Source organism: Brevundimonas sp. (assembly GCF_965279155.1).
Classification (GTDB): Bacteria; Pseudomonadota; Alphaproteobacteria; order Caulobacterales; family Caulobacteraceae; genus Brevundimonas.
Genome location: NZ_OZ257138.1, coordinates 2,932,117 through 2,957,320, shown reverse-complemented (window position 1 = coordinate 2,957,320; position 25,204 = coordinate 2,932,117). Strand labels below are relative to the sequence as shown.

General features: G+C 68.8%; 21 protein-coding genes. 9 read left to right on the top strand and 12 right to left on the bottom strand.

Features of this window, described 5'->3' with window-relative positions:
- Positions 1–24: 24 nt before the first annotated feature.
- The 3 genes from ACQY72_RS14255 to ACQY72_RS14245 all read left to right on the top strand — a co-directional run bounded on the left by ACQY72_RS14255 (position 25) and on the right by ACQY72_RS14245 (position 4,725).
- Entirely contained in the window at positions 25–1,101 is a 1,077-nt protein-coding gene (locus ACQY72_RS14255; RefSeq protein ID WP_428154376.1) for a site-specific DNA-methyltransferase, read from the top strand.
- Positions 1,102–1,312: 211 nt separating this feature from the next.
- Complete coding sequence (locus ACQY72_RS14250) at positions 1,313–2,428, top strand: glycosyltransferase family 4 protein (protein WP_428154375.1); 1,116 nt, start codon at positions 1,313–1,315, stop codon at positions 2,426–2,428.
- Positions 2,429–2,577: 149 nt separating this feature from the next.
- Positions 2,578–4,725 (top strand): amylo-alpha-1,6-glucosidase, encoded by a 2,148-nt coding sequence (locus ACQY72_RS14245; protein WP_428154373.1) that lies wholly within the window; start codon positions 2,578–2,580, stop codon positions 4,723–4,725.
- A gap of 3 nt (positions 4,726–4,728) precedes the next feature.
- Here ACQY72_RS14245 and mutY read toward each other — a convergent pair whose 3' ends face one another.
- Positions 4,729–5,778, bottom strand: coding sequence for an A/G-specific adenine glycosylase (mutY, locus tag ACQY72_RS14240; protein ID WP_428154371.1), 1,050 nt, complete (start codon positions 5,776–5,778; stop codon positions 4,729–4,731).
- Between the two features lie 20 nt (positions 5,779–5,798).
- Here mutY and ACQY72_RS14235 point away from each other — a divergent pair, with 20 nt between their 5' ends.
- The 6 genes from ACQY72_RS14235 (at position 5,799) to ACQY72_RS14210 (ending at position 11,892) form a co-directional block, all read left to right on the top strand.
- The gene (locus tag ACQY72_RS14235; protein ID WP_135194978.1) at positions 5,799–6,350 is read left to right on the top strand and encodes a DUF721 domain-containing protein; all 552 of its coding nucleotides are present in this window, start codon (positions 5,799–5,801) and stop codon (positions 6,348–6,350) included.
- Between the two features lie 50 nt (positions 6,351–6,400).
- Positions 6,401–6,640, top strand: a complete 240-nt coding sequence (locus ACQY72_RS14230) for a hypothetical protein (protein ID WP_428154369.1) — start codon at positions 6,401–6,403, stop codon at positions 6,638–6,640.
- Between the two features lie 131 nt (positions 6,641–6,771).
- Entirely contained in the window at positions 6,772–7,416 is a 645-nt protein-coding gene (locus ACQY72_RS14225; protein ID WP_428154367.1) for a DsbA family protein, read from the top strand.
- A 1-nt stretch (position 7,417) separates the two neighbouring features.
- Complete coding sequence (locus tag ACQY72_RS14220) at positions 7,418–8,020, top strand: thioredoxin domain-containing protein (protein ID WP_428154365.1); 603 nt, start codon at positions 7,418–7,420, stop codon at positions 8,018–8,020.
- A gap of 12 nt (positions 8,021–8,032) precedes the next feature.
- On the top strand, positions 8,033–11,470 hold the full coding sequence (gene smc, locus ACQY72_RS14215) for a chromosome segregation protein SMC (RefSeq protein ID WP_428154363.1): 3,438 nt from the start codon (positions 8,033–8,035) through the stop codon (positions 11,468–11,470).
- Positions 11,467–11,892: a surface-adhesin E family protein gene (locus ACQY72_RS14210; RefSeq protein ID WP_428154361.1), complete on the top strand. Its 426-nt coding sequence runs from the start codon at positions 11,467–11,469 to the stop codon at positions 11,890–11,892. Before smc ends, ACQY72_RS14210 begins: the two co-directional genes overlap by 4 nt.
- Here the strand turns inward: ACQY72_RS14210 and ACQY72_RS14205 are convergent.
- From ACQY72_RS14205 to ACQY72_RS14155, 11 genes are all read right to left on the bottom strand, one after another.
- Positions 11,843–12,994 (bottom strand): mechanosensitive ion channel family protein, encoded by a 1,152-nt coding sequence (locus ACQY72_RS14205; RefSeq protein WP_428154359.1) that lies wholly within the window; start codon positions 12,992–12,994, stop codon positions 11,843–11,845. The two genes, ACQY72_RS14210 and ACQY72_RS14205, sit on opposite strands and share 50 nt — an antisense overlap.
- A 185-nt stretch (positions 12,995–13,179) precedes the next feature.
- Positions 13,180–14,271, bottom strand: coding sequence for an undecaprenyldiphospho-muramoylpentapeptide beta-N-acetylglucosaminyltransferase (murG, locus tag ACQY72_RS14200; RefSeq protein ID WP_428154357.1), 1,092 nt, complete (start codon positions 14,269–14,271; stop codon positions 13,180–13,182).
- A gap of 367 nt (positions 14,272–14,638) precedes the next feature.
- On the bottom strand, positions 14,639–15,817 hold the full coding sequence (locus ACQY72_RS14195; RefSeq protein WP_346493985.1) for a putative peptidoglycan glycosyltransferase FtsW: 1,179 nt from the start codon (positions 15,815–15,817) through the stop codon (positions 14,639–14,641).
- Positions 15,814–17,256: a UDP-N-acetylmuramoyl-L-alanine--D-glutamate ligase gene (gene murD, locus ACQY72_RS14190; RefSeq protein WP_428154355.1), complete on the bottom strand. Its 1,443-nt coding sequence runs from the start codon at positions 17,254–17,256 to the stop codon at positions 15,814–15,816. Before murD ends, ACQY72_RS14195 begins: the two co-directional genes overlap by 4 nt.
- A gap of 4 nt (positions 17,257–17,260) precedes the next feature.
- On the bottom strand, positions 17,261–18,370 hold the full coding sequence (gene mraY / locus ACQY72_RS14185; protein ID WP_428154353.1) for a phospho-N-acetylmuramoyl-pentapeptide-transferase: 1,110 nt from the start codon (positions 18,368–18,370) through the stop codon (positions 17,261–17,263).
- A 9-nt stretch (positions 18,371–18,379) separates the two neighbouring features.
- Positions 18,380–19,798 (bottom strand): UDP-N-acetylmuramoyl-tripeptide--D-alanyl-D-alanine ligase, encoded by a 1,419-nt coding sequence (locus ACQY72_RS14180; protein WP_428154351.1) that lies wholly within the window; start codon positions 19,796–19,798, stop codon positions 18,380–18,382.
- A complete protein-coding gene (locus ACQY72_RS14175) occupies positions 19,791–21,266 on the bottom strand; it encodes a UDP-N-acetylmuramoyl-L-alanyl-D-glutamate--2,6-diaminopimelate ligase (RefSeq protein ID WP_428154349.1) in 1,476 nt (491 codons plus the stop codon). Before ACQY72_RS14175 ends, ACQY72_RS14180 begins: the two co-directional genes overlap by 8 nt.
- A complete protein-coding gene (locus ACQY72_RS14170) occupies positions 21,263–23,035 on the bottom strand; it encodes a peptidoglycan D,D-transpeptidase FtsI family protein (RefSeq protein ID WP_428154347.1) in 1,773 nt (590 codons plus the stop codon). Before ACQY72_RS14170 ends, ACQY72_RS14175 begins: the two co-directional genes overlap by 4 nt.
- Positions 23,032–23,469, bottom strand: coding sequence for a cell division protein FtsL (gene ftsL / locus ACQY72_RS14165; RefSeq protein WP_428154345.1), 438 nt, complete (start codon positions 23,467–23,469; stop codon positions 23,032–23,034). The genes ACQY72_RS14170 and ftsL overlap by 4 nt, the downstream gene beginning before the upstream one ends.
- Positions 23,466–24,443, bottom strand: a complete 978-nt coding sequence (gene rsmH / locus ACQY72_RS14160; RefSeq protein ID WP_428154344.1) for a 16S rRNA (cytosine(1402)-N(4))-methyltransferase RsmH — start codon at positions 24,441–24,443, stop codon at positions 23,466–23,468. The genes ftsL and rsmH overlap by 4 nt, the downstream gene beginning before the upstream one ends.
- Positions 24,440–24,916, bottom strand: coding sequence for a division/cell wall cluster transcriptional repressor MraZ (locus tag ACQY72_RS14155; protein WP_428154342.1), 477 nt, complete (start codon positions 24,914–24,916; stop codon positions 24,440–24,442). The genes rsmH and ACQY72_RS14155 overlap by 4 nt, the downstream gene beginning before the upstream one ends.
- Between the last annotated feature and the right edge of the window lie 288 nt (positions 24,917–25,204).

The following is a 25,204-nucleotide window of genomic DNA, read 5'->3' as shown; positions in this document are numbered from 1 at the left end:
TCATTGTTCCGGGGCCGCGTTTCCATGTCCGATCTGAAGACTGACGTCATTCACCGTGGCGACTGCATCGAAGTGCTGAAGAGCCTGCCCGACGCCTCGGTGGACATGGTCTTCGCCGATCCCCCCTATAATCTGCAGCTGGGCGGCGACCTGCTGCGTCCCGACAATTCCAAGGTCGACGCCGTGGATGACGACTGGGACAAGTTCGACAGTTTCGCCGCCTACGACGCCTTCACCCGCGCCTGGCTGGCGGAATGCCGCCGCGTGCTGAAGCCCGAGGGTTCGATCTGGGTGATCGGCAGCTACCACAATGTCTTCCGACTGGGTTCGGCTATCCAGGACCTGGGTTTCTGGGTGCTGAACGACATCATCTGGCGTAAGTCCAACCCGATGCCGAACTTCAAGGGCACCCGGTTCACCAATGCCCACGAAACCCTGATCTGGGCCGCCAAAAGCCGCGATCAGAAGCGCTACACCTTCAACTACGATGCGATGAAGGCCTTCAACGAAGACACCCAGATGCGCTCCGACTGGACCTTCGCCCTGTGCACGGGCGAAGAGCGTATCAAGGACGCCGACGGCAAGAAGGCCCATCCGACGCAAAAGCCCGAGGCCCTGCTGCACCGCGTCCTGCTGTCGGCGACCCGCCCCGGCGACGTGATCCTGGACCCCTTCTTCGGCACCGGCACCACCGGCGCCGCCGCCAAACGCCTGGGCCGCCACTATATCGGCATCGAGCGTGACGAGACCTATGCCGATGTCGCCGCGACCCGCATCGCCTCGGTCATCCCCGCCAGCGCCGAAGACCTGATGGTCACAGGCTCCAAGCGCTCAGAGCCCAAGGTGCCCTTCGGCGCCCTGGTCGAGGCCGGCCTGCTGCATCCCGGCGACCGTCTGTACTGCCCCAAGGGCGAGCGCGAGGCCCGCGTCCGAGCCGACGGTTCGCTGGTGTCCGGCTCGCTCAGCGGCTCGATCCACAAGCTGGGCGCCCTGTTTGAAAACGCCCCCGCCTGCAACGGCTGGACCTACTGGCGCTTCAAGACCGACCAGGGCCTGAAATCCATAGACGCCCTGCGTTCGGAGGTCCGCGCCGCGATGTAGGCCGGTGCGACGCCGCGTCGCATCAGCCACATCAATCACTTAGCCTCGCGGATACGCTGCAAACGTACGAATCCGCACACTGAAATTGGGTCAGCTTCGCTGTAACCCACCGAAACCTATGTGAAAATTCACATCGAGCGGTGGAACTTCGCAGTTGCGAGATCATTGTTGTCTATGGCCCCCGCCAGAAGCGGGGTCGGAGCACAACATCATGAAGATCGCGCAGGTCACCCCGCTTTACGAGGCCGTGCCTCCGAAGCTTTACGGCGGCACTGAACGCGTCGTCGCGCACCTGACCGACGCCTTGGTCGATCTGGGTCACGATGTCACCCTGTTCGCCAGCGCCGACGCCCAGACCAAGGCGCGCCTGGTGCCCGTCCGCGATCAGGCCATCCGCCTGGACCCCGCCCCGCTGAAATCTGACCTCGCCGCCCACCTGTCCATGCTGGGCGAGGTGATGGATCGCGCCGACGAGTTCGACGTGATCCACTTCCACACCGACATGATCCATTTCCCGCTGTTCCGGGAACTGGCGGACAAGACGATCACGACACTGCATGGCCGCCTGGACATGAAGGACCTGCCCGGCGTCTATGCCCGCTGGAGCGAGTTCGGCCTGGTCTCCATCTCGGACGACCAGCGCAAACCCCTGGATTTCGCTAACTGGAAGGCGACCGTGCATCACGGCATGCCCGGCGAACAGTATCTGTTCTCGCCCAAGTCCGAGGGCTACCTCGCCTTCCTGGGCCGGATCTCGCCGGAGAAGCGTCCAGACCGCGCCATCGAGATCGCTACGAAGCTTGGCAAGCGCCTGAAGATCGCCGCCAAGGTGGACGCCGCCGACAAACGCTATTGGGAGGAAACCATCCGCCCCATGGTCGAGGGCAATCCCATGATCGAGTTCATCGGCGAGATCGGCGACCATCAGAAGTCCGCCTTCCTTGGCGGCGCCGACGCCCTGCTCTTCCCTATCGATTGGCCCGAGCCTTTCGGTCTGGTGATGATCGAGGCCATGGCCTGCGGCACGCCGGTCGTCGCCTTCCGCTGCGGCTCGACGCCAGAGATCATCGAGGACGGCGCCACCGGCTTCCTGGTCGACACGATGGAACAGGCCATCGCCGCCGCCGGCCGCGCCCACCTGCTGGACCGCGAGGCTGTCCGCGCCCGTTTCGACCTGCGGTTCTCGGCCACCGCCATGGCGCGCCGCTACCTGGATGTCTACGGCGACCTGCTGGCCCGTCGTCCCTTCGCCGAGGCGCCGCTGGGCAATGTGATTACGCCCTTGCGTCCCATCGAAGAAGATCGCAGCTTCGCCGCCATCGCCTAAGCGTCGCAGCCGACGATTATCCAAGAAAAACAGGCGGCGGAGGTGAACCCTCCGCCGCCTGCTTCATTTCATCACTCAAGCGGCCCCTCAGCGCCGCATTCGGGTGCGACACGTTCGGCCAAGGCCTCAAACGACGGGGAAGAGACCGCATGGACGACGCCTATTCCACCCAGCTGACCGCCGGCGAAACCGTTGAGGCTTCCGGCCTCGAACAGTTGATGGCGCTGAAGGACGGCGACACCTTCTTGGTCGCGGACGGCTGGGGCGACATGAGGGGCGGCGCCGACGGCCTGTTCGCCGACGACACGCGCGTCCTGTCGCGCTGGGCCATGACGGTCGGTTTGCTCAAACCCTCCCGCCTGTCCTCGGGCGTCAGCCAGGACAACGTCTTCTTCTCCTGCCACACCACCAACCGCCCACTGCCCCCGATGGGCGGACGCTCGGCGCCGGCCGGCGTGCTGCATATCGAGCGGCGTCGCTTCCTTTGGGGCCGGCGGATGTTCGAGCGGATCCAGATGGTCAACCACGGCGTGGAGGACATCCTTCTGCCGCTGGCCTTCGACTTCGGCGCCGACTTCGCCGACATCTTCCAGGTGCGCGGCACGCCTAGGACGAAGCGCGGTACGATCCACACCCCGACCACCGATGGTCGCCGCGTCACCTTCCGCTACACCGGCCTGGACGATGTCGAACGCTCCAGCTGCCTGGCCTTCTCCGAGCCGCCCGCCCGCCTGACGCACCAGCGCGCCGAGTTCATGTTCAGCCTGCCCAAGGGCCGGGCCATGGACCTGTTCATCGAATGCGGCGTGGATTCGTGCGAGGCGCCGGACGCCGGACGCTGGCGTCGAAACGCCGTCCAGGCCCGTCTGGCCATGCGCGCCAAACGCCGTCGCGGCGCCTCGGTGCGTGGGCCGCGCAGCCCGCGGTTCAACGACTGGCTGGATCAGTCGCGGGCCGACATGGCCTTGCTGACCACCGACCTGCCGACCGGCCCCTATCCCTATGCCGGCACGCCCTGGTTCTCGACCCCGTTCGGGCGCGACGGCATCATCGCCGCCTGGCAGATGCTGTGGCTGGATCCGTCCCTGGCCAAGGGCGTCCTGACCTATCTAGCCTCGCGCCAGGCGACCGAGACCTCGCTGTTCCAGGACAGCCAGCCCGGCAAGATCATGCATGAGACGCGCGGCGGCGAGATGAGCGCCCTGCACGAGGTGCCCTTCGGCCTCTATTACGGCGGGGTCGACACCACCTGCCTGTTCATCGCCCTGGCCGGAGCCTACGCCAACCGCACCGGCGATCTGGACCTGATCCGCACGCTCTGGCCCAACCTGATCGCCGCCGCCGACTGGATGCGCGACTATGGCGACAGCAACAACGACGGCCTGATCGACTATCAGCGCGGCGCCGACACCGGCCTGTCCAACCAGGGTTGGAAGGACTCGGAAGACTCCATCTTCCACGCCGACGGCCGCTTCCCCAAGGGCCCGATCGCGCTGCTGGAAGTCCAGGGCTACGCCTTCGCCGCGTGGAAGGCTCTGGGCGACCTGGGCGACCGGCTGGGCGACGACCTCGCCGACGAATGGCGGATGCGCGCCGAACGGGTCCGCGCCCTGGTCGAGGACAAGTTCTGGATGGAGGACGAGGGCTTCTATGCCGTGGCCCTCGATGGCAACGGCGAACAGTGCCGCGCCATCGCCTCGAACGCCGGCCACCTGCTTTTCACCGGCCTGCCGTCGCTGGAGCGCGCGCGTCGCGTCACCAAACGCCTGCTGTCGGCCGAGTTCCGCACCGGCTGGGGCATTCGCACGCTGGAGCTTGGCCAGGCCCGCTTCAACCCGATGAGCTATCACAACGGCTCGGTCTGGCCCCACGACACGGCCATGGCCGCCGCCGGAATGGCAAACTACGGAGAGCGCGACGCCGTCGCCGCCATCCTGGCCGAAATCTACGCCGCCGCCGCCCACTTCCACCTGCGCCTGCCCGAACTGTTCTGCGGCTTCCCGCGAGAACCGGGCGAGCCGCCCATCGCCTATCCGGTCGCCTGCCTGCCCCAGGCCTGGGCGGCGGGTTCAGTATTCCTGATGCTGCAAGCGACGCTGGGCCTAACCATCGACGCCTGGACCGAGACCGTCGATTTAGCCGACCCCGTCCTGCCCGCCGGCCTGGACCGGCTGAGGATCACCGGCCTGGAAGTCGGCGGCTCCGTCGTCGATCTGAACATCCAGCACGCCGGAGGCCGCGCCGTCGTCATCCCCCATCACAAACAGGGCAAGGTCGCGATCCGCACCCTGCGGTGAGCTCTAGGTGAAGAGATCGGGCGCGCTTGCCCGGTCCAGCGCCTTGGCGAACACGGTGGGCAGGGCCGCGCGCGCCGCCTCGACCGGCATCCAGCGCCAGGGGCCGGCCGACTCGCCGCGCGCCGTCATCACGGTCAGGGTCAGGCTGAAGTGGGTGAAGACGTGTTCGACCGCCCCCGCCTCGCGCCAGTCGGCAGGCATCGGCGCCGCATCTGACGGCGCGTCGGTCGTCCAGTCGCTGGTCGGCAGGCCCAGCATTCCGCCCAACAACCCCTTGTCCGGCCGCGTCTCCACGGCCACCCGCCCCTGATCGTCGACCAGCACATAGGCCACGCCGCGCCGGTGCGGCCGATCCGCCTTCTTGGTTTTCAGCGGAAACCGCGACGGTTCGCCGCTGGCCAAGCCCAGACACTCGCCTGCCACGGGACAGGCTCCGCACGACGGCGACTTGGGCCGACACACCGTCGCGCCGAGGTCCATCAACGCCTGCGCCCAGTCGCCGGACCGCTCGTCAGTAATGAACAGACCTGCCAGTCGCCTCAGTTCGGGCCGGGCGGCGGGGACCGGCGTCTCGACCGCGAACAGCCGCGCCATGACCCGCTCGACATTGCCGTCCACCACATTGGCCGCCCGGTCGAAGGCGATGGAGGCGACGGCCGCCGCCGTATAGGCGCCCACGCCCGGCAGGGCCAGCAGGGTGGCCTCCGTATCCGGAAACACCCCGCCATGTTCGCCCGCCACCGCCCGCGCGCAGGCCAGCAGGTTACGGGCGCGGGCATAGTAGCCCAGCCCCGCCCAGGCCCCCATCACCTCCGCATCCTCCGCCGCCGCCAGATCCGAAACCGTGGGCCAGCGCGTGGTGAAAGCGTGGAAATAGGGCGTCGCATGCGGAACGGTCGTCTGCTGCAACATGACCTCCGACAGCCAGACGCGGTAAGGCTCGGTCCGCGCCGCGCCCACGGCCGCCCGCCACGGCAGGCTGCGCGCATGGCCGTCGTACCAAGCGAGCAGCTCAGATCGGATCAGGTCTATGTCGGGAGAGACGCAAGCCATGGAGCGGGCTATATAGACCCATGCGCCGCACGCTGCCCACAGACGCCGAGGTCCGCGAGATCCTGTCTCGCCGCCGCACCCGTCCGGTCCCCCGGCCGGCGCCGCGCGCGGGCAAGGCGCTGACGCCTCTGATCAAGAAGCTGGACGAGCAGTTCGGACGCGGGGCCGGCGCGCTGGAACCCCGCTGGCGCGAGATCGTCGGCGACCGTCTGGCCCGCGTCACCCGCCCCCAGAAACTGACCAAGGGCAAGGGCGGCCAGCCCGGCGTTCTGGAGCTGCGCGTCGCCGGCGCCGCCGCCCTGCTGATCCAGCATCAGTCGGAAGACATCCTGGCCCGCGTCAATCTGTTCCTGGGCGCCGGAACGGTCGATCGCCTTCGCATCGCCCAGGGGCCGGTCGCCCCCCTGAAAGACGCCGCGTCGCGCCCCAAACGTAGCGCCAAGCCGCCGCCCTTGCCCGCCCAGGCCGAGGCCGATCTCGCCGCCTCCATCGCCTCCGCCCCCGACGATCTGCGCGCCGCCCTGGCTCGCCTGGGCCGCGTCGCCCTGTCACGCACCGACAGGCAGGATTGACAAAACTTCGCCGCTGGACACCTTGGACCTCAGCATGGAGGAGTGAGAGGGTGGTTAGGCTAGGCAAAAAAACGATCCTTGGAGCCAAGGTTTTTGTCGGCTCGTTTATCGGGGTGGCGCTTGCTTTTGGCATCGTGAACACGATGCTCCTTACAAAGCCCGTTACAGCTGGTCTGGCTCTCCAAGGCGTGATTTTCGCCACGATCTTCGCGGTCGTATCGACTGCTATCGAACTCATCTTCGGCCAGAGACAAAGACGGCTTGAGCAACCCGTCGCCAACGATCTTTGATCACCGCGAAGTTCGCGTTATCAGGGTGGTGTGGCCCGGAAAAAGCCGCACCTGTTCTCGACTAGTCTGGGGTTGCGCCGTTCCGGGGGAATCGCGCCACCATTCGCCAACGATCCGATCAAGGAAGTCCCATGGCCGACACTGAATCCCGCTTCGTCCGCATGAGCCGTCGCGCGGCCATCACCGGCGCCGCCCTGGCGACCATGGCTCTGGCCGCGTGCGGCGGCGGATCCAAGGGCGCGGCCGAGGGCGACATGGGCCTGGGCGCGCCGGAGGGCGCCAAGGTCACCGTGGTCGAATACGCCTCGGTCACCTGCCCCCACTGCGCCCTGTGGCAGAAGAACACCTGGCCGGCGTTCAAGGCCAAATATGTGGACACCAACAAGGTCCGCTATATCTTCCGCGAACTGCCGACCCCGCCGGTCGACGCCGCCACCGCCGGCTTCCTGGTCGCGCGCTGCGCCGGACCGGACAAGTATTTCGACGTCGTCCACCAGCTGATGGCGACCCAGCAGGAGATGCTGACCTCGTCGCCGCGCGAGTGGCTGCTGCGCACCGCCCAGGCCGCCGGAATGTCCGAGCAGCAGTTCAACGACTGCGTCACCGACAAGGACGCCGTCGCCGCCATGGAGAAGCGCGTTCAGGCCGCTCGCACCCAGGGCGTGACCGGCACCCCGGCCTTCTACGTCAACGACACCCAGGTCATCTCCCCCGGCGGCGAAGGCGCCAGCCTGGCCGACCTGTCCACCGCCATCGACGCGGCTCTGGCCAAGTAAGATGATGCGACGCGCCTTCATCGCCCTGTCGTTCGCCGCCGTCTTGACTGCGGCGCCGGCCTTCGCCGCCGACGCGCCCCCGCCCGTCACGGCCCAGGACCACGTCCTGGGTCGCGCGGATGCGCCGGTGACAGTGATCGAATATGCGTCCTTCACCTGCTCGCACTGCGCGGACTTCCACAACACCGTGCTGCCGGCGTTCAAGGCCAAATACATCGATACCGGCAAGGTCCGGCTGGTGCATCGCAACCTGCCGACCGCCCCGGCCAATGTCGCCGCCGCCGCCGCAGCGGTGGCCCTGTGCGCCGCGCCCGAACGCTACTTCGACGTGGCGACCGTCTTCATGCGCGACCAGGCCAATCTGCAGACCACGGGGCCTCAACCTTGGTTCGCAGCCGGCATCGCCGCCAGCGGCAAGACGCGCGAGCAGATCGAGACCTGCCTGGAAGGCCCGACCATCCGCGCGGCCCTGGACGCTCAGATCGAGGGCGCACGCGCGGCCGGCGTCACCGGCACGCCCAGCTTCTTCGTCAACGGAACCGCCGTCGCCGATCATTCGCTGGACGCCCTGTCGGCCGCCATCGACCCCTTGCTGCGCCGGTAGTCCGCCAGGGCGATGCAGTTTCAGCGCCTCCGGCTCGTCGGCTTCAAGTCGTTCGTCGACCCGGCGGAGGTGCACATCGAATCCGGCCTGACCGGGGTCGTCGGCCCCAACGGCTGCGGCAAGTCCAACGTCCTTGAGGGCCTGCGCTGGGTCATGGGGGCCAACTCGGCTAAGGCCATGCGCGGCCAGGGCATGGACGACGTCATCTTCGCCGGCGCGGCGGGCCGTCCCCCGCGCAGCCATGCCGAAGTCAGCCTGACCATCGACAATGCGCAGCGTCGCGCGCCCCAGCCCTTCACCGACGCACCCGTTCTGGAGGTGTCGCGCCGCATCGACCGGGGCCAAGGCTCGACCTATCGGATCAATGGCAAGGAGGTGCGTGCGCGGGATGTCCAGCTGCTGTTCGCCGACGCCTCGACCGGCGCAAACTCCCCTGCCCTGGTGCGTCAGGGCCAGATTTCGGAGCTGATCGCCGCCAAGCCGCAGAACCGCAGACGCATCCTGGAAGAGGCGGGCGGCGTCGCGGGCCTGCACACCCGCCGCCATGAGGCCGAACTGCGCCTGAAGGCGGCCGAGACCAATCTGGACCGGCTGGACGACATCGGCCGCGAGCTGGAAACGGCGCTGAACCGGTTGAAGCGCGAGGCCCGTCAGGCCGAGAAATACAAGAAGATTTCCGCCGAGATCCGAGCGCTTCAGGCCGCGCTGCTGTTCGTCCGCTGGAACGACGCCAGGCTGGCCGCCGAGGCCTCAGCCGAAGAACTGCGCGACGCCGACCGGGCCGTCGCCGACACCACGACCGCCGCCGCCGCTGCTCAGACCGCCGCCTTGGTCGCGCAGGATGCCCTGAAGCCCGCTCGGGAGGAGGACGCCGTCGCCTCGGCCCTGCTGCACCGCGCCAGCCTGGAGCGCGACCGGCTCGACATGGCCGAACAGGCCGCCCGCGCCGAGGTGGACCGGCTCAAGGCCGAGGCCGCCCGCATCGCCGCCGACGTCGAGCGTGAAACCAATATGTCCGCCGACGCCCAGCGTGAACTGGACCGGCTGGACCACGAACTGACCCGGCTGAAGGCCGAGATCGCCGCCGCCCCCGAACGCGGCCCGGAACTGGACAAGGCCCTCGCCGCCGCCGAGGACGCCCGCAAGGCCGCCGACGGCGAGGTGGAACGCCTGGCCGGAACCCTGGCCGCCGTCGAGGCCCGCGCCAACGCCGAGACGGCGCGCAAGCGCGACGCCGAAACCCGCCTGGCCCGCGTCATCAGCCAGCACGATCAGGCGAAGCGCGAACGCGAGGTCCTGGGGCCGTTGGAGACGCCCGAGCTGGAGACCGCCCGCCAGGCGCTGGAGACCGCCCAGGCCGAGCTGACCGCCGCGCGCGAGGCCGTCGAGGCGGCCGAGGCCAAGCGCGGCGACCTGGCCCGAACCGAGCAGGAGGCCCGCACCGCCGCCCGCGCCGCCGAGGATCGACTCGGCCGGCTTCAGACCGAGGCGCGGGGCCTGGCCCAGCTGCTGGTCACCGGCAAGCGCGACCATCCGCCTGCCTTGGACAAGGTGCGCGCCGACAAGGGCTACGAGGCCGCCCTCGCCGCCGCCTTGGGCGACGATCTGGACGCGGCGCTGGACGCGAAGGCCGCCGCCTATTGGGGCGGGGCGGACGCACCCTCCCCGTCTTGGCCCAACGGGGTCGAGCCGCTGTCGGCCCACGTGCAGGCCCCGGACCAACTGGCCGCGCGCCTGGCTCTGTGTGGCGTCGCGCCCAAGGCCGACGCCGCGCGACTGGCCCAAGCCCTGCCTCTTGGCGCACGCTTGGTGACGGTCGAGGGCGACCTCTATCGCTGGGACGGGTTCGTCAGCCGCGCCGAGGCGCCGCGCCCCGCCGCCGTTCGCCTGGCCCAGCGCACGCGGCTGGCCGAGCTGGAGGCCGAGATCGATAAGGGCAGACCCGTCCTGGATCAGGCCCAGGCCGCCCAGAAGACCGCCACCGACGCCTTCCGCGCCGCCGAGGAGGCGGTGAAGAGCGCCCGCCTGGCCCCCTTCGCCGCCGACAAGGCCGTGACCATGGCCCGCGACCGCGTCGAGACCCTGGCCCGCGACCAGGCCCGCCGCGAGGCCCGCGCCCAGGCCTTGGACGACACGGTGACCCGTCTGGCCGCCGAGGTCGCCGAGGCTCAAGGCGCGCTGGACGCCGCCCACACCACGGACGCCCCGTCCGAGACCCTGTCGGGCCTGCGTGACGAGCTGACCGCCGCCCGGGCCGCCGCAGACACCGCCCGCCTCGCCGCCCAGACCGCCCGCTCGGACCGTGACGCCGAGGCCCGCGACCGTCAGGGCCGCGAACAGCGACTGAGCAGCCTGACCCGAGCCCGCGACGGCTGGGTCACGCGGTCCAAGGACAGCGCCGCCCGCGTCGCCGCCCTGGGCAAGGACGCCGACAAGACCGCCGCCCTGCTGAAACAGGCCGAGGTCGCACCCCAGGGCTTCGCCGAACAGCGCGGCAAACTGCTGGATACGCTGACCGCCGCCGAACAGCGCAAACAGGCGTCATCGGACGCCATGGCTCTGGCCGAGACGGCGGCGACCGAGGCCGACCGCGCGTCGCGCACCGCCGAGACCGCAGCGTCGCAGGCGCGCGAGGCCCGCGCCGGCCTGTCTGCACGCGCCGAGGCCGCCGCCGAGAAGCTGACCGAGGCCGAGACCACCCTGCGCGAGACGGCTCAGATGTCGCCCGACGAACTGGGACGCAAACTGACCGACGACGCCATTGCCCGCCCGCCTGACGCGGCCGGGGCCGAGAGTCTGCTGTACGGGCTGGAGCGCGAGCGCGAGGCCCTGGGCGCCGTCAACCTGCGCGCCGAGGACGAGGCGGTGGAATACGGCGACCGGCTGAACAGCATGAAGTCGGAACGCATCGACCTGACCCAGGCCATCGCCAAGCTGCGCGACGGCATCGACGAGCTGAACGCCGAGGGGCGCGAGCGGCTGGTCGCCGCCTTCGACGTCATCAACGCCAACTTCAAGAGCCTGTTCGAGGCCCTGTTCGGCGGCGGCCAGGCCGAGCTGAAACTGGTCGAGAGCGACGATCCGCTGGAGGCGGGGCTTGAGATCTACGCCTGCCCGCCCGGCAAGCGGCTGTCGGTCATGAGCCTGATGAGCGGGGGCGAGCAGGCCCTGACGGCGGCGGCCCTGATCTTCGGCGTCTTCCTGGCCAACCCCGCGCCCGTCTGCGTACTGGACGAGGTGGACGCCCCGCTGGACGACGCCAATGTGGATCGCTTCTGCCGCATGCTGCACGAGATGCGCAGCCGCACCGACACCCGCTTTATCGTCATCACCCACAACCCCGTGACCATGAGCCGGATGGACCGCCTGTACGGCGTCACCATGCCTGAGCGCGGCATGAGCCAGCTGGTCAGCGTGGACCTGCACCAGGCGGAGACCCTGGTCGCATGATCGCCCTGTTGCTGGCCTCGCTGCTGACTCGGGCCGATCCCCAACTGGTCGAGACCGGCGTCGGCCGGTTCGCCATCTACGCCGACGTCGCTTCCATCGAACAGGACGGCGATATCGCCCATATGCGTGAGCTGCAGGTGACGGAGACGGGGTTCAAGGTGGGGGACGTGACCTATGTCGGGGGCTGGTCGCGGTGGGCCTTCGACTGCCGGACGAAGACGGCGGACCGACTGGACTTCGCGTCCTTGAAGTCCGACGGAACCGAAGGCCCGGCGACGGCCGATCCGGCCCCGCCCTATGCCGCCGCGCCCGGCGGTGATGCGGCGGAACTTCTGGCCGTGGCCTGTGGCGACAGGATCAGTCCCGAGACGCTCACGCTGGACGAAGCAATCCGTCGGGGCCAGGCGGCGCTGGCGGACTGACCGGCCGCTCTTCCCCCTGCGGCCATTCCAGCCGATCCCGCGGCAGGGCTTCGCGGCATTCGTCCCGCATGAAGGCCATCAGCTTCTCACGGATTTCGCAGCGCAGGTCGAAGGCGACCGGGGCCGAGCGGGCGCTGGCCAGGCAGCGGACCTGAAGCACCCGTTCGGTGATGTCCGTCACCTGCATGACCTGGACGTCGCCGTCCCACAGTTTCGAGCTCTTCACGATCCCCTCGAACGCCTCGCGCAGCCGATCGATCGGGGCCTCGTAGTCGACGTAGAAGAAGGCTGTGCCGATCAGCCGGGCGTTCTCGCGCGTCCAGTTCTGGAAGGGTTTGGTGATGAAGTAGGACAGGGGCAGGACCATGCGCCGCCAGTCCCACAGCTTGACCACCACATAGGTCGCGGTGATCTCCTCGACATTGCCCCACTCGTTCTCGACGATGACGGCGTCGTCCAGGCGGATCGGCTGGGTCAGGGCGATCTGGATGCCGGCGACCATGTTCGTCAGGATCGGCTGAAGCGCCAGACCGGCGATGATGCCGACGACGCCGGCGGAGGCCAACAGGCTGACGCCCCACTGGCGGAAGCCGGCGATGGTCATCAGGGCCAGACCGACGGTGACGATGAACAGCACCACCTTGGCGACCCGCTGCAGGATGCGGGTCTGGGTCAGGTGTTTCCTGGCCAGCAGATTGTCTTCGACGGCGACATTGTACCGCTTCAGATGCATGACCGACCACATGTCGAGCATGCCCGACGCCAGCCAGCCCAGGGTCAGGACGAACAGGAACTGCAGGACGTTGCGGATGTCCTGGGACGGGCCGGGGTCCATCGGCGAGACGGTGACGCCGATGCCCACGCCGATGATGATGATGAGGACGCGCAGCTTGGTGCGGGCGCGTTCGACCACGCCGCGCCAGAAGACGTCCTTGTTCTTGACCACTCGCCGCAGGATGGCGAAGGCGATCTTGTGCGTCAGCCAGCCGCCGCCGACGAAGACCAGCAGGACCAGGATGACGACCGCCCATTCGGGCAGCCAGTCGAAGCGGTGCCACAGGGCGCGGATCTGGCGGGTGACGGCGATGATTTCGGGAGGCATGGGCTTCCTAACGCGTCAGGGCCGAGAGGGTTGAGGTCTCCTCCCTGTCGCGAAGCGATGGGGAGGTGGCGCGGCGCATCTTGCGCCGTGACGGAGGGGTTTTGACCGCATCGCAGGCGGCTGTGGGGCGTCAAGAGCCCCTCCACCGCTTCGCGGTCCCCCTCCCCACAAGTGGGGAGGAGACATTATGGGCGCCCCGCCGTCGCCTCGACCAGATCGGCCAGGCGCTGGGCGGCGTCGGGGATGGCGACGGTGCGGGCGGCGGCGGACATGGCGGACAGGCGGGCGGGGTCGGACAGGACGGCGTTCACGACAGCGGCGAGACGTTCGACGGTCAGGTCGTCTTCCGCAATGACCTCGGCCGCGCCGGCGTCGGTCAGGGCCTTGGCGTTCAGGCGCTGGTGGTCGTCGGTGGCGATCTTTAGCGGGATCAGGACGGACGGCAGGGCAGCGACCGCCAGTTCGGCGCAGGTCGAGGCGCCGGAACGGCCCACCACCAGATGCGCCCTGGACAGCCGCTCGGCCATGTCGCGGAAGAAGGGGGCGACCTCGGCCTCGATCCCGGCCTCCAGATAGATCTGGCGCGCGGCCTCCAGCGTCTCGGGCCGCGACTGCTGCTGCACCTTGAGGCGACGGCGCAGGGCTTGCGGCAGGGCCGCCAGGGCGCGGGGCGTGGTCTCGGACAGGATGCGGGCGCCCTGACTGCCGCCGGTCACCAGCACATGGATGGGGCCGTCAGCGGCGGGGGTGACATAGGGGCGGTCGAACAGGGCGCGGATTTCGGCGCGCACCGGCGAGCCGACGACATGAGAGCGGCCCTGGACCTTGGCCGGCGCCCGCTCCAGCGTCGGGAAGGACGAGGCGACCTGACCGACATAGGGGGCCAGGATGCGGTTGGTGCGGCCCAGGACCGCGTTCTGCTCATGGATCACCGTCGGCCGCTGCGACGTGACGGCCGCGACCAGGGCCGGGGCGGACGGATAGCCGCCAAAGCCCACGACGATGTCGGCGCCCAGCCGGTCGAAGGCCGTGCGCGCCTGGACCACGCCCCTGAAGATGGCGACGCCCGCCTTGATCAGCCCCAGCGGGCCCGAGCCGGTGGCGGCGTCCAGAGCCAGGCGTTCCTCGGCCGGAAAGGCGTGGGCGTATTGCTCGCCCCTATGATCGGTCGCCAGCACCACCCGCCAGCCGCGCGCCGCCATCTCGCGCGCCAGGGCCTCGGCCGGGAACATATGGCCGCCGGTGCCGCCGGCGGCGACGACGCAGAGCTTGGTCATGGGGCGGGCTCCGAAAAAAGAGGGTCTGAATAGTCTGAACCGTCTGAAGTTCAGACGGTGGAGGCGTGAAAAACACCGTCTGAAGAGTGCAATTCGTCTGAAATCGGCGGTGGACGGGTGGGGTCGAGGATGGGTCGGCGACAGGATCGCACGGTTTTGGGGTGTGGTAGGTCGATTGCCCCGAAAAATGCATATAACGCTGAAAACGCGCCCTTTTTTCTTCCGCCCTATGCTGACTAACCTTCTCGTCATCCTCGCCCTTGTGGCGAGGATCCAGACGCCCGGTATCGACCGAAGGAGTCCGAATGGGCGAAGCGGAGTCTATGGATCCTAGGCACAAGGCCTAGGATGACGGAGTTCTAGTGAATTACAGCAACCGCCGGCGTCTTCCCGGCAGGCTGGCGCCGGGTTCGTAGGCGCCGGGGCGGCGACGGGTCAGGGCGAGGGCGAAACCCATGGTCAGGCCCATGGCCAGCATGGACGAGCCGCCGTAGCTGATGAAGGGCAGGGTCATGCCCTTGGTCGGGATCAGGTTCAGGTTCACCGCCACATTGATGCAGGCCTGAAGCCCGATCAGCATGAACAGGCCCGCCGCCGCCGTCTGTTCGAACGGGTCGGTCAGCTTCATGGCGCGTCGCATGCCCCGGATGACGATGAAGGCGTAGAGGCCGATCATCATCAGGCTGAGGATCAGGCCGAACTCCTCGGCGCCGACGGAGTAGATGAAGTCGGTATGGAGGTCGGGCACGCGGCGCTTCATCACGCCCTCGCCGATGCCGCGACCGAGCAGGCCGCCCGCGCGAATGGCTTCGGATGCGCTGTCGATCTGGTGGGTGTCGGTGGTCTCGGGCGAGAAGAAGCGGCTGAGGCGGTCGCGCATGTGGCCGAAGACGAAATACAGCGACACCAGCCCCGCCATGCCCGCGCTGGCCAGGACCGCCATCCATTTGAACGGCACGCCCGCCATGAAGAACACGGCCATGAAGGTGGTGGTGATCAGCAGGGTCTGGCCGATGTCGGGCTGGATCAGCAGCAGGGAGACCGTCAGGGCGTAGAATCCGAAGGCGATGGTGACGCCGGGCACCCCCTGGCCCTTCTGCGCCTCGGCGAACATCCAGGCGGCGAAGACGATCAGGCCGGGCTTGGCGAACTCGGACGGTTGCAGGCTGAACGGGCCGAAGTTCACCCAGCGGGCGGCCCCCTTCACCGTGTCGCCGATGAACGGCAGAGCCATCATCACCAGGATGGCGCCGAACAGGGCCAGGACCGCGATGCGGCGCACCCCGCGCGGCGACAGCAGCGAACTGGTCAGCATCAGGCTCAGGCCCAGGCCCGAGAAGACCATCATCCGCCAGGAATAGTGGAAGGGATCGGTGATCGATTCATCGGCCAGGATGGCGGCGGGGCTGGAGGCGAAGCTGAGCGCCACGCCAAGCCCCATCAGCGCCAGCGCCGCGCCCAGCAGGCCGCGATCCACGGTCCAGAACCACTGGGCGACGTGGCTCTGGTCGTTACGCGAGAAGGCGGGGGTGTAGGGGGCGCTCATGACGCGGTTTCCGGGACGGCCCCGAGGGCCAGGACGGCGGCGCGGAAGGCTTCGCCCCGCGCCTCGAAGTCGGGATACTGGTCGAAGCTGGCGCAGGCGGGGGATAGCAGGACGATCTGGTCTCCGCCGGCGGATGCGGCGTCGGCGGCGGCTGCGGCCACGGCGGCGTCCAGGGTTCGGGCGATGACGTGGGGGGTGTCGGCCAGCGTCGCGGCGAAGGCCTCGGACGCTTCGCCGATCAGATAGGCCCTGGTCACGCGCGGGAAGAGGTCGGCCAGGTCGTCTATGCCGCCGGCCTTTGGCACGCCGCCCGCGATCCAGAAGACGTGGGGGTAGGACGACAGCGCCTGGCGCGCGGCGTCGGCGTTGGTGGCCTTGGAGTCATTGATGAAGCGGACAGGGCCGAGCCGGCCGACGGCCTCCATGCGGTGGGCCAGGCCGGGGAAGGACAGCAGTCCGGCGACGGCGGCGTCATGCGAGACGCCCAGCCGACGTGCTGCCCCATAGGCGAAGGCAGCGTTCTGACCATTATGCCGACCAGGCAGGGAACGAGCACAAGTCAGATTGGCGATGCTTTCCACCTCACCGCCCTTCTCCATTGTGAGTTTTCCGCTGACCGCCCGGAACCCAAAACCGCTGACAAAGGCATTCAGCGGCTGGGACGTCATATCTCCCTCGGTCCGTGTGCTGACACAGGCGAGCGCCCAGTCATCACAAACGTCCTCTGCGACCCAATAGGACCACTCATCATCAATACTGACCATTGCGGCACGCGCGCGTGCTTCGCCCGGATTCGCAAACAGCCGACGCTTGGCCGCGACGTAGCCCTCCATCCCGCCATGCCGGTCCAGATGGTCGGGCGAGATGTTGGTCAGGATGGCGACATCGGGGGCGAAGGTGGTGGTCAGGTCCAGCTGGTAGCTGGAGACCTCGATCACATAGACGGCGTCGGGCGTCGGGGCCGGCAGGGCCAGGACGCCGATGCCGATGTTGCCGCCGACATGGACCGTCAGACCCGCTGACTTCAGCACCCAGCCGATCAGGGCGGTGGTCGTGGACTTGCCGTTGGTGCCGGTGATGGCGACGACGCGGGACCGCTGGTCCTTGGGCAGGGCGGTCAGGGCGCGGGCGAACAGTTCGACGTCGCCGATGACGGGCACGCCGGCCTCGCGCGCCTTGTCGACGCTCCAGTGCGGTTTGGGATGGGTCAGGGGCGCGCCGGGCGACAGGACCAGGGCGGCGAAGCCCGACCAGTCGGCCGCGGTCAGGTCCTCGACTGCGAAGCCTTCGGCCTCGGCCTGCATCCGGCCCGAGACGCCGTCGTCCCACAGGATGGGGATCGCGCCCCCGGCCTGGAGCGCGCGCGCGGCCGTGATCCCCGACCGTCCCAGGCCGAAGACCGCGACCCGCCTGCCCTCATAGCCGGGAACGGGGATCATCGGATCAGCGCAGCTTCAGCGTGGACAGGCCCAGCAGGGCCAGGGCGCCGGCGATGATCCAGAAGCGGATGACGACGGTGGATTCCGGCCAGCCCATCTTCTCGAAATGGTGGTGGACCGGCGCCATCAGGAAGATGCGTTTCTTGGTCAGCTTGTAATAGCCGACCTGGATCATGACCGAGGCGGCCTCGGCGACGAACAGGCCGCCGACGATGCCCAGCACCAGCTCGTGCTTGGTGGTGACAGCGATGGCGCCCAGCGCGCCGCCCAGGGCCAGCGAACCGGTGTCGCCCATGAAGATCTTGGCCGGAGGGGCGTTGTACCAGAGGAAGCCCGCGCCCCCGCCGATCATGGCCGCGCAGAAGATGGCCAGTTCGCCCGCGCCGGGGACATGGTGGACCTGAAGATACTGGGCGAAGACGAAGTTGCCGGCGAGGTAGGAGATCACACCGAAGGCGCCTGCCGCCATCATCACCGGCACGGTGGCCAGGCCGTCCAGACCGTCGGTCAGGTTCACCGCATTGGAGAAGCCGACGATGGTGAAGGCCGCGAACGCCACATAGAACCAGCCGATGTTCAGCAGCACGGCCTTGAAGAACGGAAACGCGATCGAGGTCTCAAGCCCCGGCGAGGTCGGCGAGACCGTCATCCACAGCACGGTCAGGGCGCCGGCGACGACGGCGACGACCGTCTGGGCCAGCAGCTTCTGCTTCGAGGTCAGGCCGGCCGAGGTCTGTTTGGTCACCTTGGCGTAGTCGTCGATGAAGCCCAGCACGCCGAAGGCCGCCGTCACGAATGACACGATCCAGATATAGGGGTTGGTCAGGTCGCCCCACAGGAAGACCGCCACGCCGATGCCGGCCAGGATCATCAGCCCGCCCATGGTGGGGGTGCCGACCTTGGACAGGTGCGAAACGGGGCCGTCGTCGCGGATCGGCTGGCCCCGGCCCTGTTTGGTGCGGATCCAGTTGATGAAGCGGCTGCCCATGGCCACGGCGACGATCATGGCCGTGGCCATGGCCAGGGCGACGCGCACGGTCTGGTACTGGACCAGGTTCAACAGCGGATACTGGTGCGCCACGTCGGCGTAATAGAGGTACAGCAGATAGAACATTCTCGTTCCCTATCGCGTCGCGGGCGGCGTGTCGCGGCCTTGAAGATCGGCCAGCGCCTTGGCCACCAGCGAGGCCTTGGACCCGTTCGAGCCCTTGACCATGACGACGTCGCCGGGCGCGACCAGAAGCGCCGCCTCGGTCGCCAGTTCCGCCGCCGTCGCGCGCCAGACGCCGCGTCGAGAGGCCGGCAGGGCGTCATACAGCCAGCGCATCTCGGGACCGGCGGCGTGAACCAGGTCCAGACCGACCGCGTCGATGGGGGCGGCGAGGCCTTCGTGCAGGTCGCGGCTCTGGTCGCCCAGCTCCAGCATGTCGGTCAGCACCACGACACGACGGCCCGAGACGCTGCGCGCACCCAGGGTCTTGAACCCGGCGGCCATCGACAATGGATTGGCGTTGTAGCTTTCGTCGATCAGGGTGAAGGCGCCGCCCGGCGTCGTGACCGTGCGGGTCTGGCCCCGTCCCGCCAGCGGCTGGAACCCGGCGAGGGCCTCCAACCCCGTGTCCAGCGTCACGTCGAGCGCGTCGAGCATCAGGAGAACGCACAGGCTGTTCAGGCCCCAGTGGGCGCCGGACTGGGCCAGGCGATAGTCGATACGGCGACCGAACAGTTCGGCGGCGACGGAGGCGCCCTCCGCGTCCGCACGGAAGTCCAGCAGGCGGGCGTCATGACGGGCGTCCGAGCCGAAGGTCAGCAGGCGCGCGCCGACGGCCTGGGCCGCGTCGCGCAGCACGTCGGAGAAGGCGACGTCGCCGTTCGCCACGGCCGCGCCGCCGGGAACCAGGCCCTGGAAGATTGACGCCTTCTCGCGCGCGACGCCGGCCTCGCCGTCCGCGAAGGCCTCGATATGGACCGGGCCAACGGTGGTGACGCAGGCGGCGTGGGGGGCGACGAAGCGCGACAGGGGCGCGATCTCGCCGGGCGCATTCATGCCGATCTCGAAGACGGCGCGCCGGGTCTCGACCGGCATCCGGGCCAGGGTCAAGGGAACGCCGATATGGTTGTTATAGCTCTTGATCGAGCCGTGCGCGGGACCGGCGAGGTCGAGGCCGGCCTTGATGGCTTGCGTGACGCTGGTCTTGCCGACGCTGCCGGTGACGGCGCCGCGCTTGACGTGAGGCGCGCGCTCGCGGGCGGCGACGCCCAGGGCCTCCAGACCGTGCAAGGTGTCGGGAACGACGACATAGGCGCCGCCCTCGACCGGGTGTTCGACCAAGGCAGTCGCGGCGCCGGCGGCGAAGGCGTCACCTGTGAACTCATGCCCGTCGCGCGCACCCTTCAGCGCCAGGAACAGGTCGCCGGGGACGATCTCGCGACTGTTGTAGGTCACGCCCGTGATGGGGCGGTCGTCGCCCTGCAGCACGCCACCCGTGGCGGCGGCGACTTCGGCGGCCGTCCAGAGCGGGCGGGCGGATGTATCAGGCATTCAAAGACAGGGCCTCGGACGCGACGGTGGCGTCGTCGAAGGGGTGGGTCACGCCCGCGACGATCTGCCCCTGTTCATGCCCTTTTCCGGCGATGACCACCACATCCCCGTCGCGCATCATTTCGACGGCGGCCTCGATGGCCGCGCGGCGGTCGCCGATCTCGATGGCGTCGGCGCAGCCGGCGCGGACCTGGGCGCGGATGGCGGCGGGATCTTCCGAACGCGGATTGTCGTCGGTGACGATGGCCACGTCGGCCAGACGCCCGGCGATTGACCCCATCAGCGGACGCTTGCCCCGATCCCGGTCGCCGCCGGCGCCAAAGACGACGATCAGTCGGCCGGTCGCGTGGGGACGCAGGGCGTTCAGCACGGTCTCCAGCCCGTCGGGGGTATGGGCGTAGTCGACATAGACCTCGCCGCGCACTCTGGTTTCTTGGCCGGTCTCGGCGCCGTCGATCCGTTGCAGACGACCTTGGGCGCCGGTCAGGCCCTCCAAGGCGCCGATCACGGCGTCGGCCGGATCGCCCGCCGCGATGCACAGGCCCGCCGCCACCAGGGCGTTCGAAGCCTGGAAGGCGCCGGCCAGCGGCAGCAGGATTTCATGCACCTGACCGCGCACGTCCAGGGTCAGGCGCTGGCCCTCCGGCGTCGCGCGACGGCCGATCAGGGCCAGGTCGCGCCCCCGCTCGCCCACGCCCATCACGCCCAGGCCCGCCATGATCGAGGCCGAGGCGAAGGCGGAATAGGCGTCGGAATCGGCGTTCAGCACGGCGGTGCGGCCGCGCGGCAGCAGGGTCTCGAACAGGCGCATCTTGGCGGCGCGATAGTCCTCCATCGTGCCGTGATAATCGAGGTGGTCCTGGGTCAGGTTGGTGAAGGCGGCGGCCTTCAGCGCCACCCCGTCCAGCCGGCGCTGATCGATGCCGTGAGACGAGGCCTCCAGCGCGACATGGGTCACGTCCTTGGCGGCCAGTTCGGCCATCAGGCGCGCGGCCTCGGCGGCGTCGGGGCTGGTCAGGCCGGGGCCGGTCAGGGCGTAGGTCTTGGCGCCCTTCTGGCCGATGACGCCCAGGGTGCCCATGCTGGCGGACTTGTGGCCGACGCCGGCCCAGATCTGGCGACAGAAGGTGGCGACCGAGGTCTTGCCATTGGTGCCGGTGACGGCGACGCAGGTCTTGGGCTGGACCCCGTAGAAGCCGCGCGCGGCGATGGCGTAGGCCCGGCGCACATCGCCCGAGGTAACCAGGACCGGCGCTGCGCCGTCGGGCGTATCGGTCGGGGCCAAGACCGCCGCCGCGCCCTGGGCCAAGGCCTGCGGGATGAAGGCGCGGCCGTCGGCGGCCGTGCCCGGCAGGGCGACGAACAGGGCGCCGGGGGCGACCTTGCGGCTATCGGCGGTCACGCCGGTGATGATGGGGTCCGAGGACACGTCGCGTCGCAGCAGGTCGGACAGGTGAAGGGCGCTCACAGGCCGTCCCCCGCCACGTCCTGATATTCCGGCACTTTTTCGCCCAGGGCCGTGCGCCAGCGATCCTCGCGGCGTTCGACGCCCAGGAAGCCGGCGATGCGGTCGGCGATGTTCTTCACGGCCGGCGCGGCGACATAGGCGCCGGTCTTGGGATAGGTCCCCGGCTCGTCCATGACGATCAGGATGGCGTAGCGTTTGCCGTTCAGCGGGCCGTCGACGGGGAAGACCGCCGCGAACGAACCGAGCGCGTGGCTGGGGTCGTAGCGGCCGTTGACCAGCTTGTTGGCCGAGCCGGTCTTGCCCCCGACCCGCAGACCCGGCGCATCGGCGAACCCGCCCGAACCCTTGACGACGTTGCGACGCAGCAGGTCCAGAATGGTGCGCGAGGTCTCTTCGGTGACGACCTGCTGGGGCTGGGCGCCGCGCGCGCCGCCCTTGCGCAGGCTCAGCGGGATCATCCGCCCGCCGTTGGTCAGGGCGCCCATGGCCTGAACTATCTGGGCCGGGGTGATCATGATGCCGTAGCCGAACGACAGGGAGGCCAGGGTGGAGTTGTCCCAGCGACGCGGCACGACCGGCTTGGCCGATTCCTTCAGCTCGATGGTCGAGGCGTCCAGCAGGCCCAGGCGGCGGAAATAGTCCCGCATCGTGTCCGGCCCCATCTGCACCGCCAGTTGCGAGGTGCCGATGTTGGACGAGTGCAGATAGACTTCCTCCAAGGTCATCACGCGGTTCTGGGCGTGGAAGTCCTTGATCTTGCGGTCGCCGATCTGGAAGGCCTGGGAGGCGTCGAACAGGGTGTTCATGTCGGCCCGACCGGTGTCGAGACCGGCGGCGACAGTGAAGGTCTTGAACACCGACCCCATCTCGTAGTGACCCGAGACGGCGCGGTTCAGGGTCGCGCCGTCGGGCGCGGCGTTGCGGTTGGACGAGTTGAAGGTCGGCCAGCTGGCCATGCCCAGGACCTCGCCGGTCTGGACGTCGGTGACGATGCCCACGGCGCCCTTGGCCTGGGCCTTGATCGCGGCGGCGGCCAGTTCGTTTTCCAGCACGCCCTGAACGCGCAGGTCGATGGACAGGGGGAAGCTCTCGCCCCGCTGGCCCGCCGCGCGGATCTCGTCGTTGAAGGCCAGTTCGGCGCCCGAGACGCCTCGCCCGCCCGTGTCGGCGTCGCCGATCAGGTGAACGGCCGAGGTTCCCAGCGGATAGGCGCGGCGGTCTTCGGGTTCGAACGTCACCCCGCCCAGGGCCAGGTCGTGGACGGCGGCCTTTTCCTGGGGCGTCAGGCCGGTCAGGGCGATCAGGCGGCGCTCGCCGCCCAGCACCTTCTTCAGCCGCTCGGCGGAGATACGCGGCAGGGCGCGGCGGATCTGGCGGTAGGCCAGGTCGCGGTCCCAAATCTGCGCCGGGTCCAGATAGAGGCCGTAGTGGACGATGTTGGTGGCCAGCAGTTCGCCGTTCCGATCCGTCAGATCGCCGCGCACCAGGGCGTTGGGATTGACGCCCGAACCGCGCCCGTTCGCCTCTGCGAACAGGGCCTTGTACGAGGCGCCGACGGCCAGGGCGCCGAAGACGCAGGAAAAGACGATCAGGATCAGGAAGATGCGGACGCGGGTGTCCTCTTCCGGCCGGGCGTCGGCGCGGGCGCGCTCGAACCCGTGTTCCAGACGCCAGATCAGTTCCGACAGCCAACGCCAGAAGGGCGACAGCCGACCCTGAAGATCGACGCCGGGCGCGGGGCGGTGATAGCGGTGGTCCTGAACGCTCATTGCGCCGGCTCCGGCGCGGGAGCGGCGTCTTCAACCACGGCGGGGGCCGCAGCGGGGGCGACGGCTGCGATCGAGGCCGGGGCCGGCACGGGCTTCAGCTCGGTCAGCTGGGCTTCCTTAGCCTGGCGATGCACGTCCACCGGCGCCATGCCGATCTGGCGCGACAGGGCCTCCAGACGCGCGGGCTGTTCCAGGCGGGCGACCTCGGCGCGCAGCAGGCGGACCCGCTGGCCGTTCTCGCGGATATCCTGTTCCAGCTGGGCGATGCGGCTGCTCTCGCGCGCCGCAGCCGCCTTGGCCGCATAGACCGACACGATCATGATCGCGACCAGGGCCACGCCGATGATCTCGATCCAGCGCACGCCGCGCACCTTCCAGTCGAACAGGCGCTGAAGGGCGGTGCGGGAATAGGTGAAGAAGGGCGCCGTGGTCATGCGGCCCCACCCGAAATCTTGCCCCAGGCCGGGGCGTCGGTGCGGACGGCGGCGCGCAGCTTGGCCGAACGGGCGCGGGGATTGGTCGAACGCTCTTCGTCGCCCGCCTCGCGCGCGCCCTTGAACTGAAGCGTAAAGCTGGGCTTGCGCGGATCGACGGCCATGGGGGCGTGACGTGAGCCGGCGGGGCTGTTGCCCGTGCGCTCGGTCATGAAGGCCTTGACGATGCGGTCTTCCAGCGAATGGAAGGTCACGACCGCCAGACGCCCGCCGGGGGCCAGGGTCGCCTCAGCCGCCTCCAGCCCGCGCTCCAGCTCGCCCAGTTCGTCGTTCACCGCGATGCGCAGGGCCTGGAAGACCCGCGTCGCCGGATGGATCGGCGCGCCGCGACGGCCACCCAGGGCCTTTTCGACCACCTCGGCCAGATCGAGGGTGCGGGTGAAGGGCTGCTCGACGCGGCGGCGCAGGATGGCGGTGGCGACGCGGCCCGACTGACGCTCTTCGCCATACAGTTTGAAGATATGGGCCAGCGGACCGTGGTCCCAGCCGTTGACGATGTCGGCGGCCGTCGGGCCGTCGTCGGACATCCGCATGTCCAGCGGCCCGTCGCGCATGAAGGAGAAGCCGCGCTCGGCCTGGTCCAGTTGCATCGACGAGACGCCGATGTCGAACACGGCGCCGTCCAGCTTTGCCTTGCCGCTGTCGGCGAAGGCTTGAGCCAGACCCGAGAAGGGGGTGCGGATCAGCTGAAATTGGCCGGGGAAGTCGTTGGCGACGGCGTCGGCGTGCGGCTGGACCGTCGGGTCGCGATCCAGGCCGATGACCTGGGCGCCGGTCTTCAGGATGGCGCGGGTATAGCCGCCGGCGCCGAAGGTGGCGTCGATCACGACGTCGCCGGGCGCGGGCGCCATGGCCTCGATCACCTCGGCCAGCAGGACGGGGGCGTGGGGCGCATTGGTGGAGGCGTCGGTCACGATCCGCCCCCCGCCAGCTTCATCTGGGCCGCCAGTTTCAGGGCGCCGATCTGGGCCATGCCGGCCTTGGCCAGGGCGCGCTGCTCAGCGCGACGGGCAGCCCATTTCTCGCGCGACCAGATCTGGAAACGGTCGTTCAGGCCGACGATGACGACGGTGTCGTCCAGTCCGGCTTCAGAGCAAAGCGCTTCGGGCAGGGTGATGCGGCCGCCGGAATCATAGGCCAGGCGGACCTGCTCGCCCATGACCTGCCACTCCAGCGCCGAACGCTCCTCGGAGCCGAATGGCAAGGCTTCGATCATCTCGGCATAGACGGCGAACAGGCGGTCGCCGCCCGCTTCGAGGCAGTCCGCTTCGATGGAGGGGAAGATGAAGACGCCGCCGGCTGCGCCGTTTTCGGTCGTGCGGAAATCGTTGGGGATGAGGAGACGGCGCTTGCCGTCCAGCTGCTTCTCATAGGTCGAGAGAAACACGCCCTGCCAATCGAACCTTTCGGCCCGCCCCTAGATGCCCTGACGAACGCCCGCCGCGCCCGCCTCTCAGCCCCAAATCATGATTGTGGGATAGCATGGGATCAGATGGGCCTCAATGGGATCGAAGCCAAGATTTAACCATGTTTTGACGTGTGACGACTTAAGCACGCTCGAACAGTCGGAACATACACGGAACAAACGAAGTATTCACAGGCTGTGAGGCGTTCTAACCTTCCTTGAGCAGACAATAGGTTAACGACCGCAAACCTGCGGGACCGCTGCCAGAAC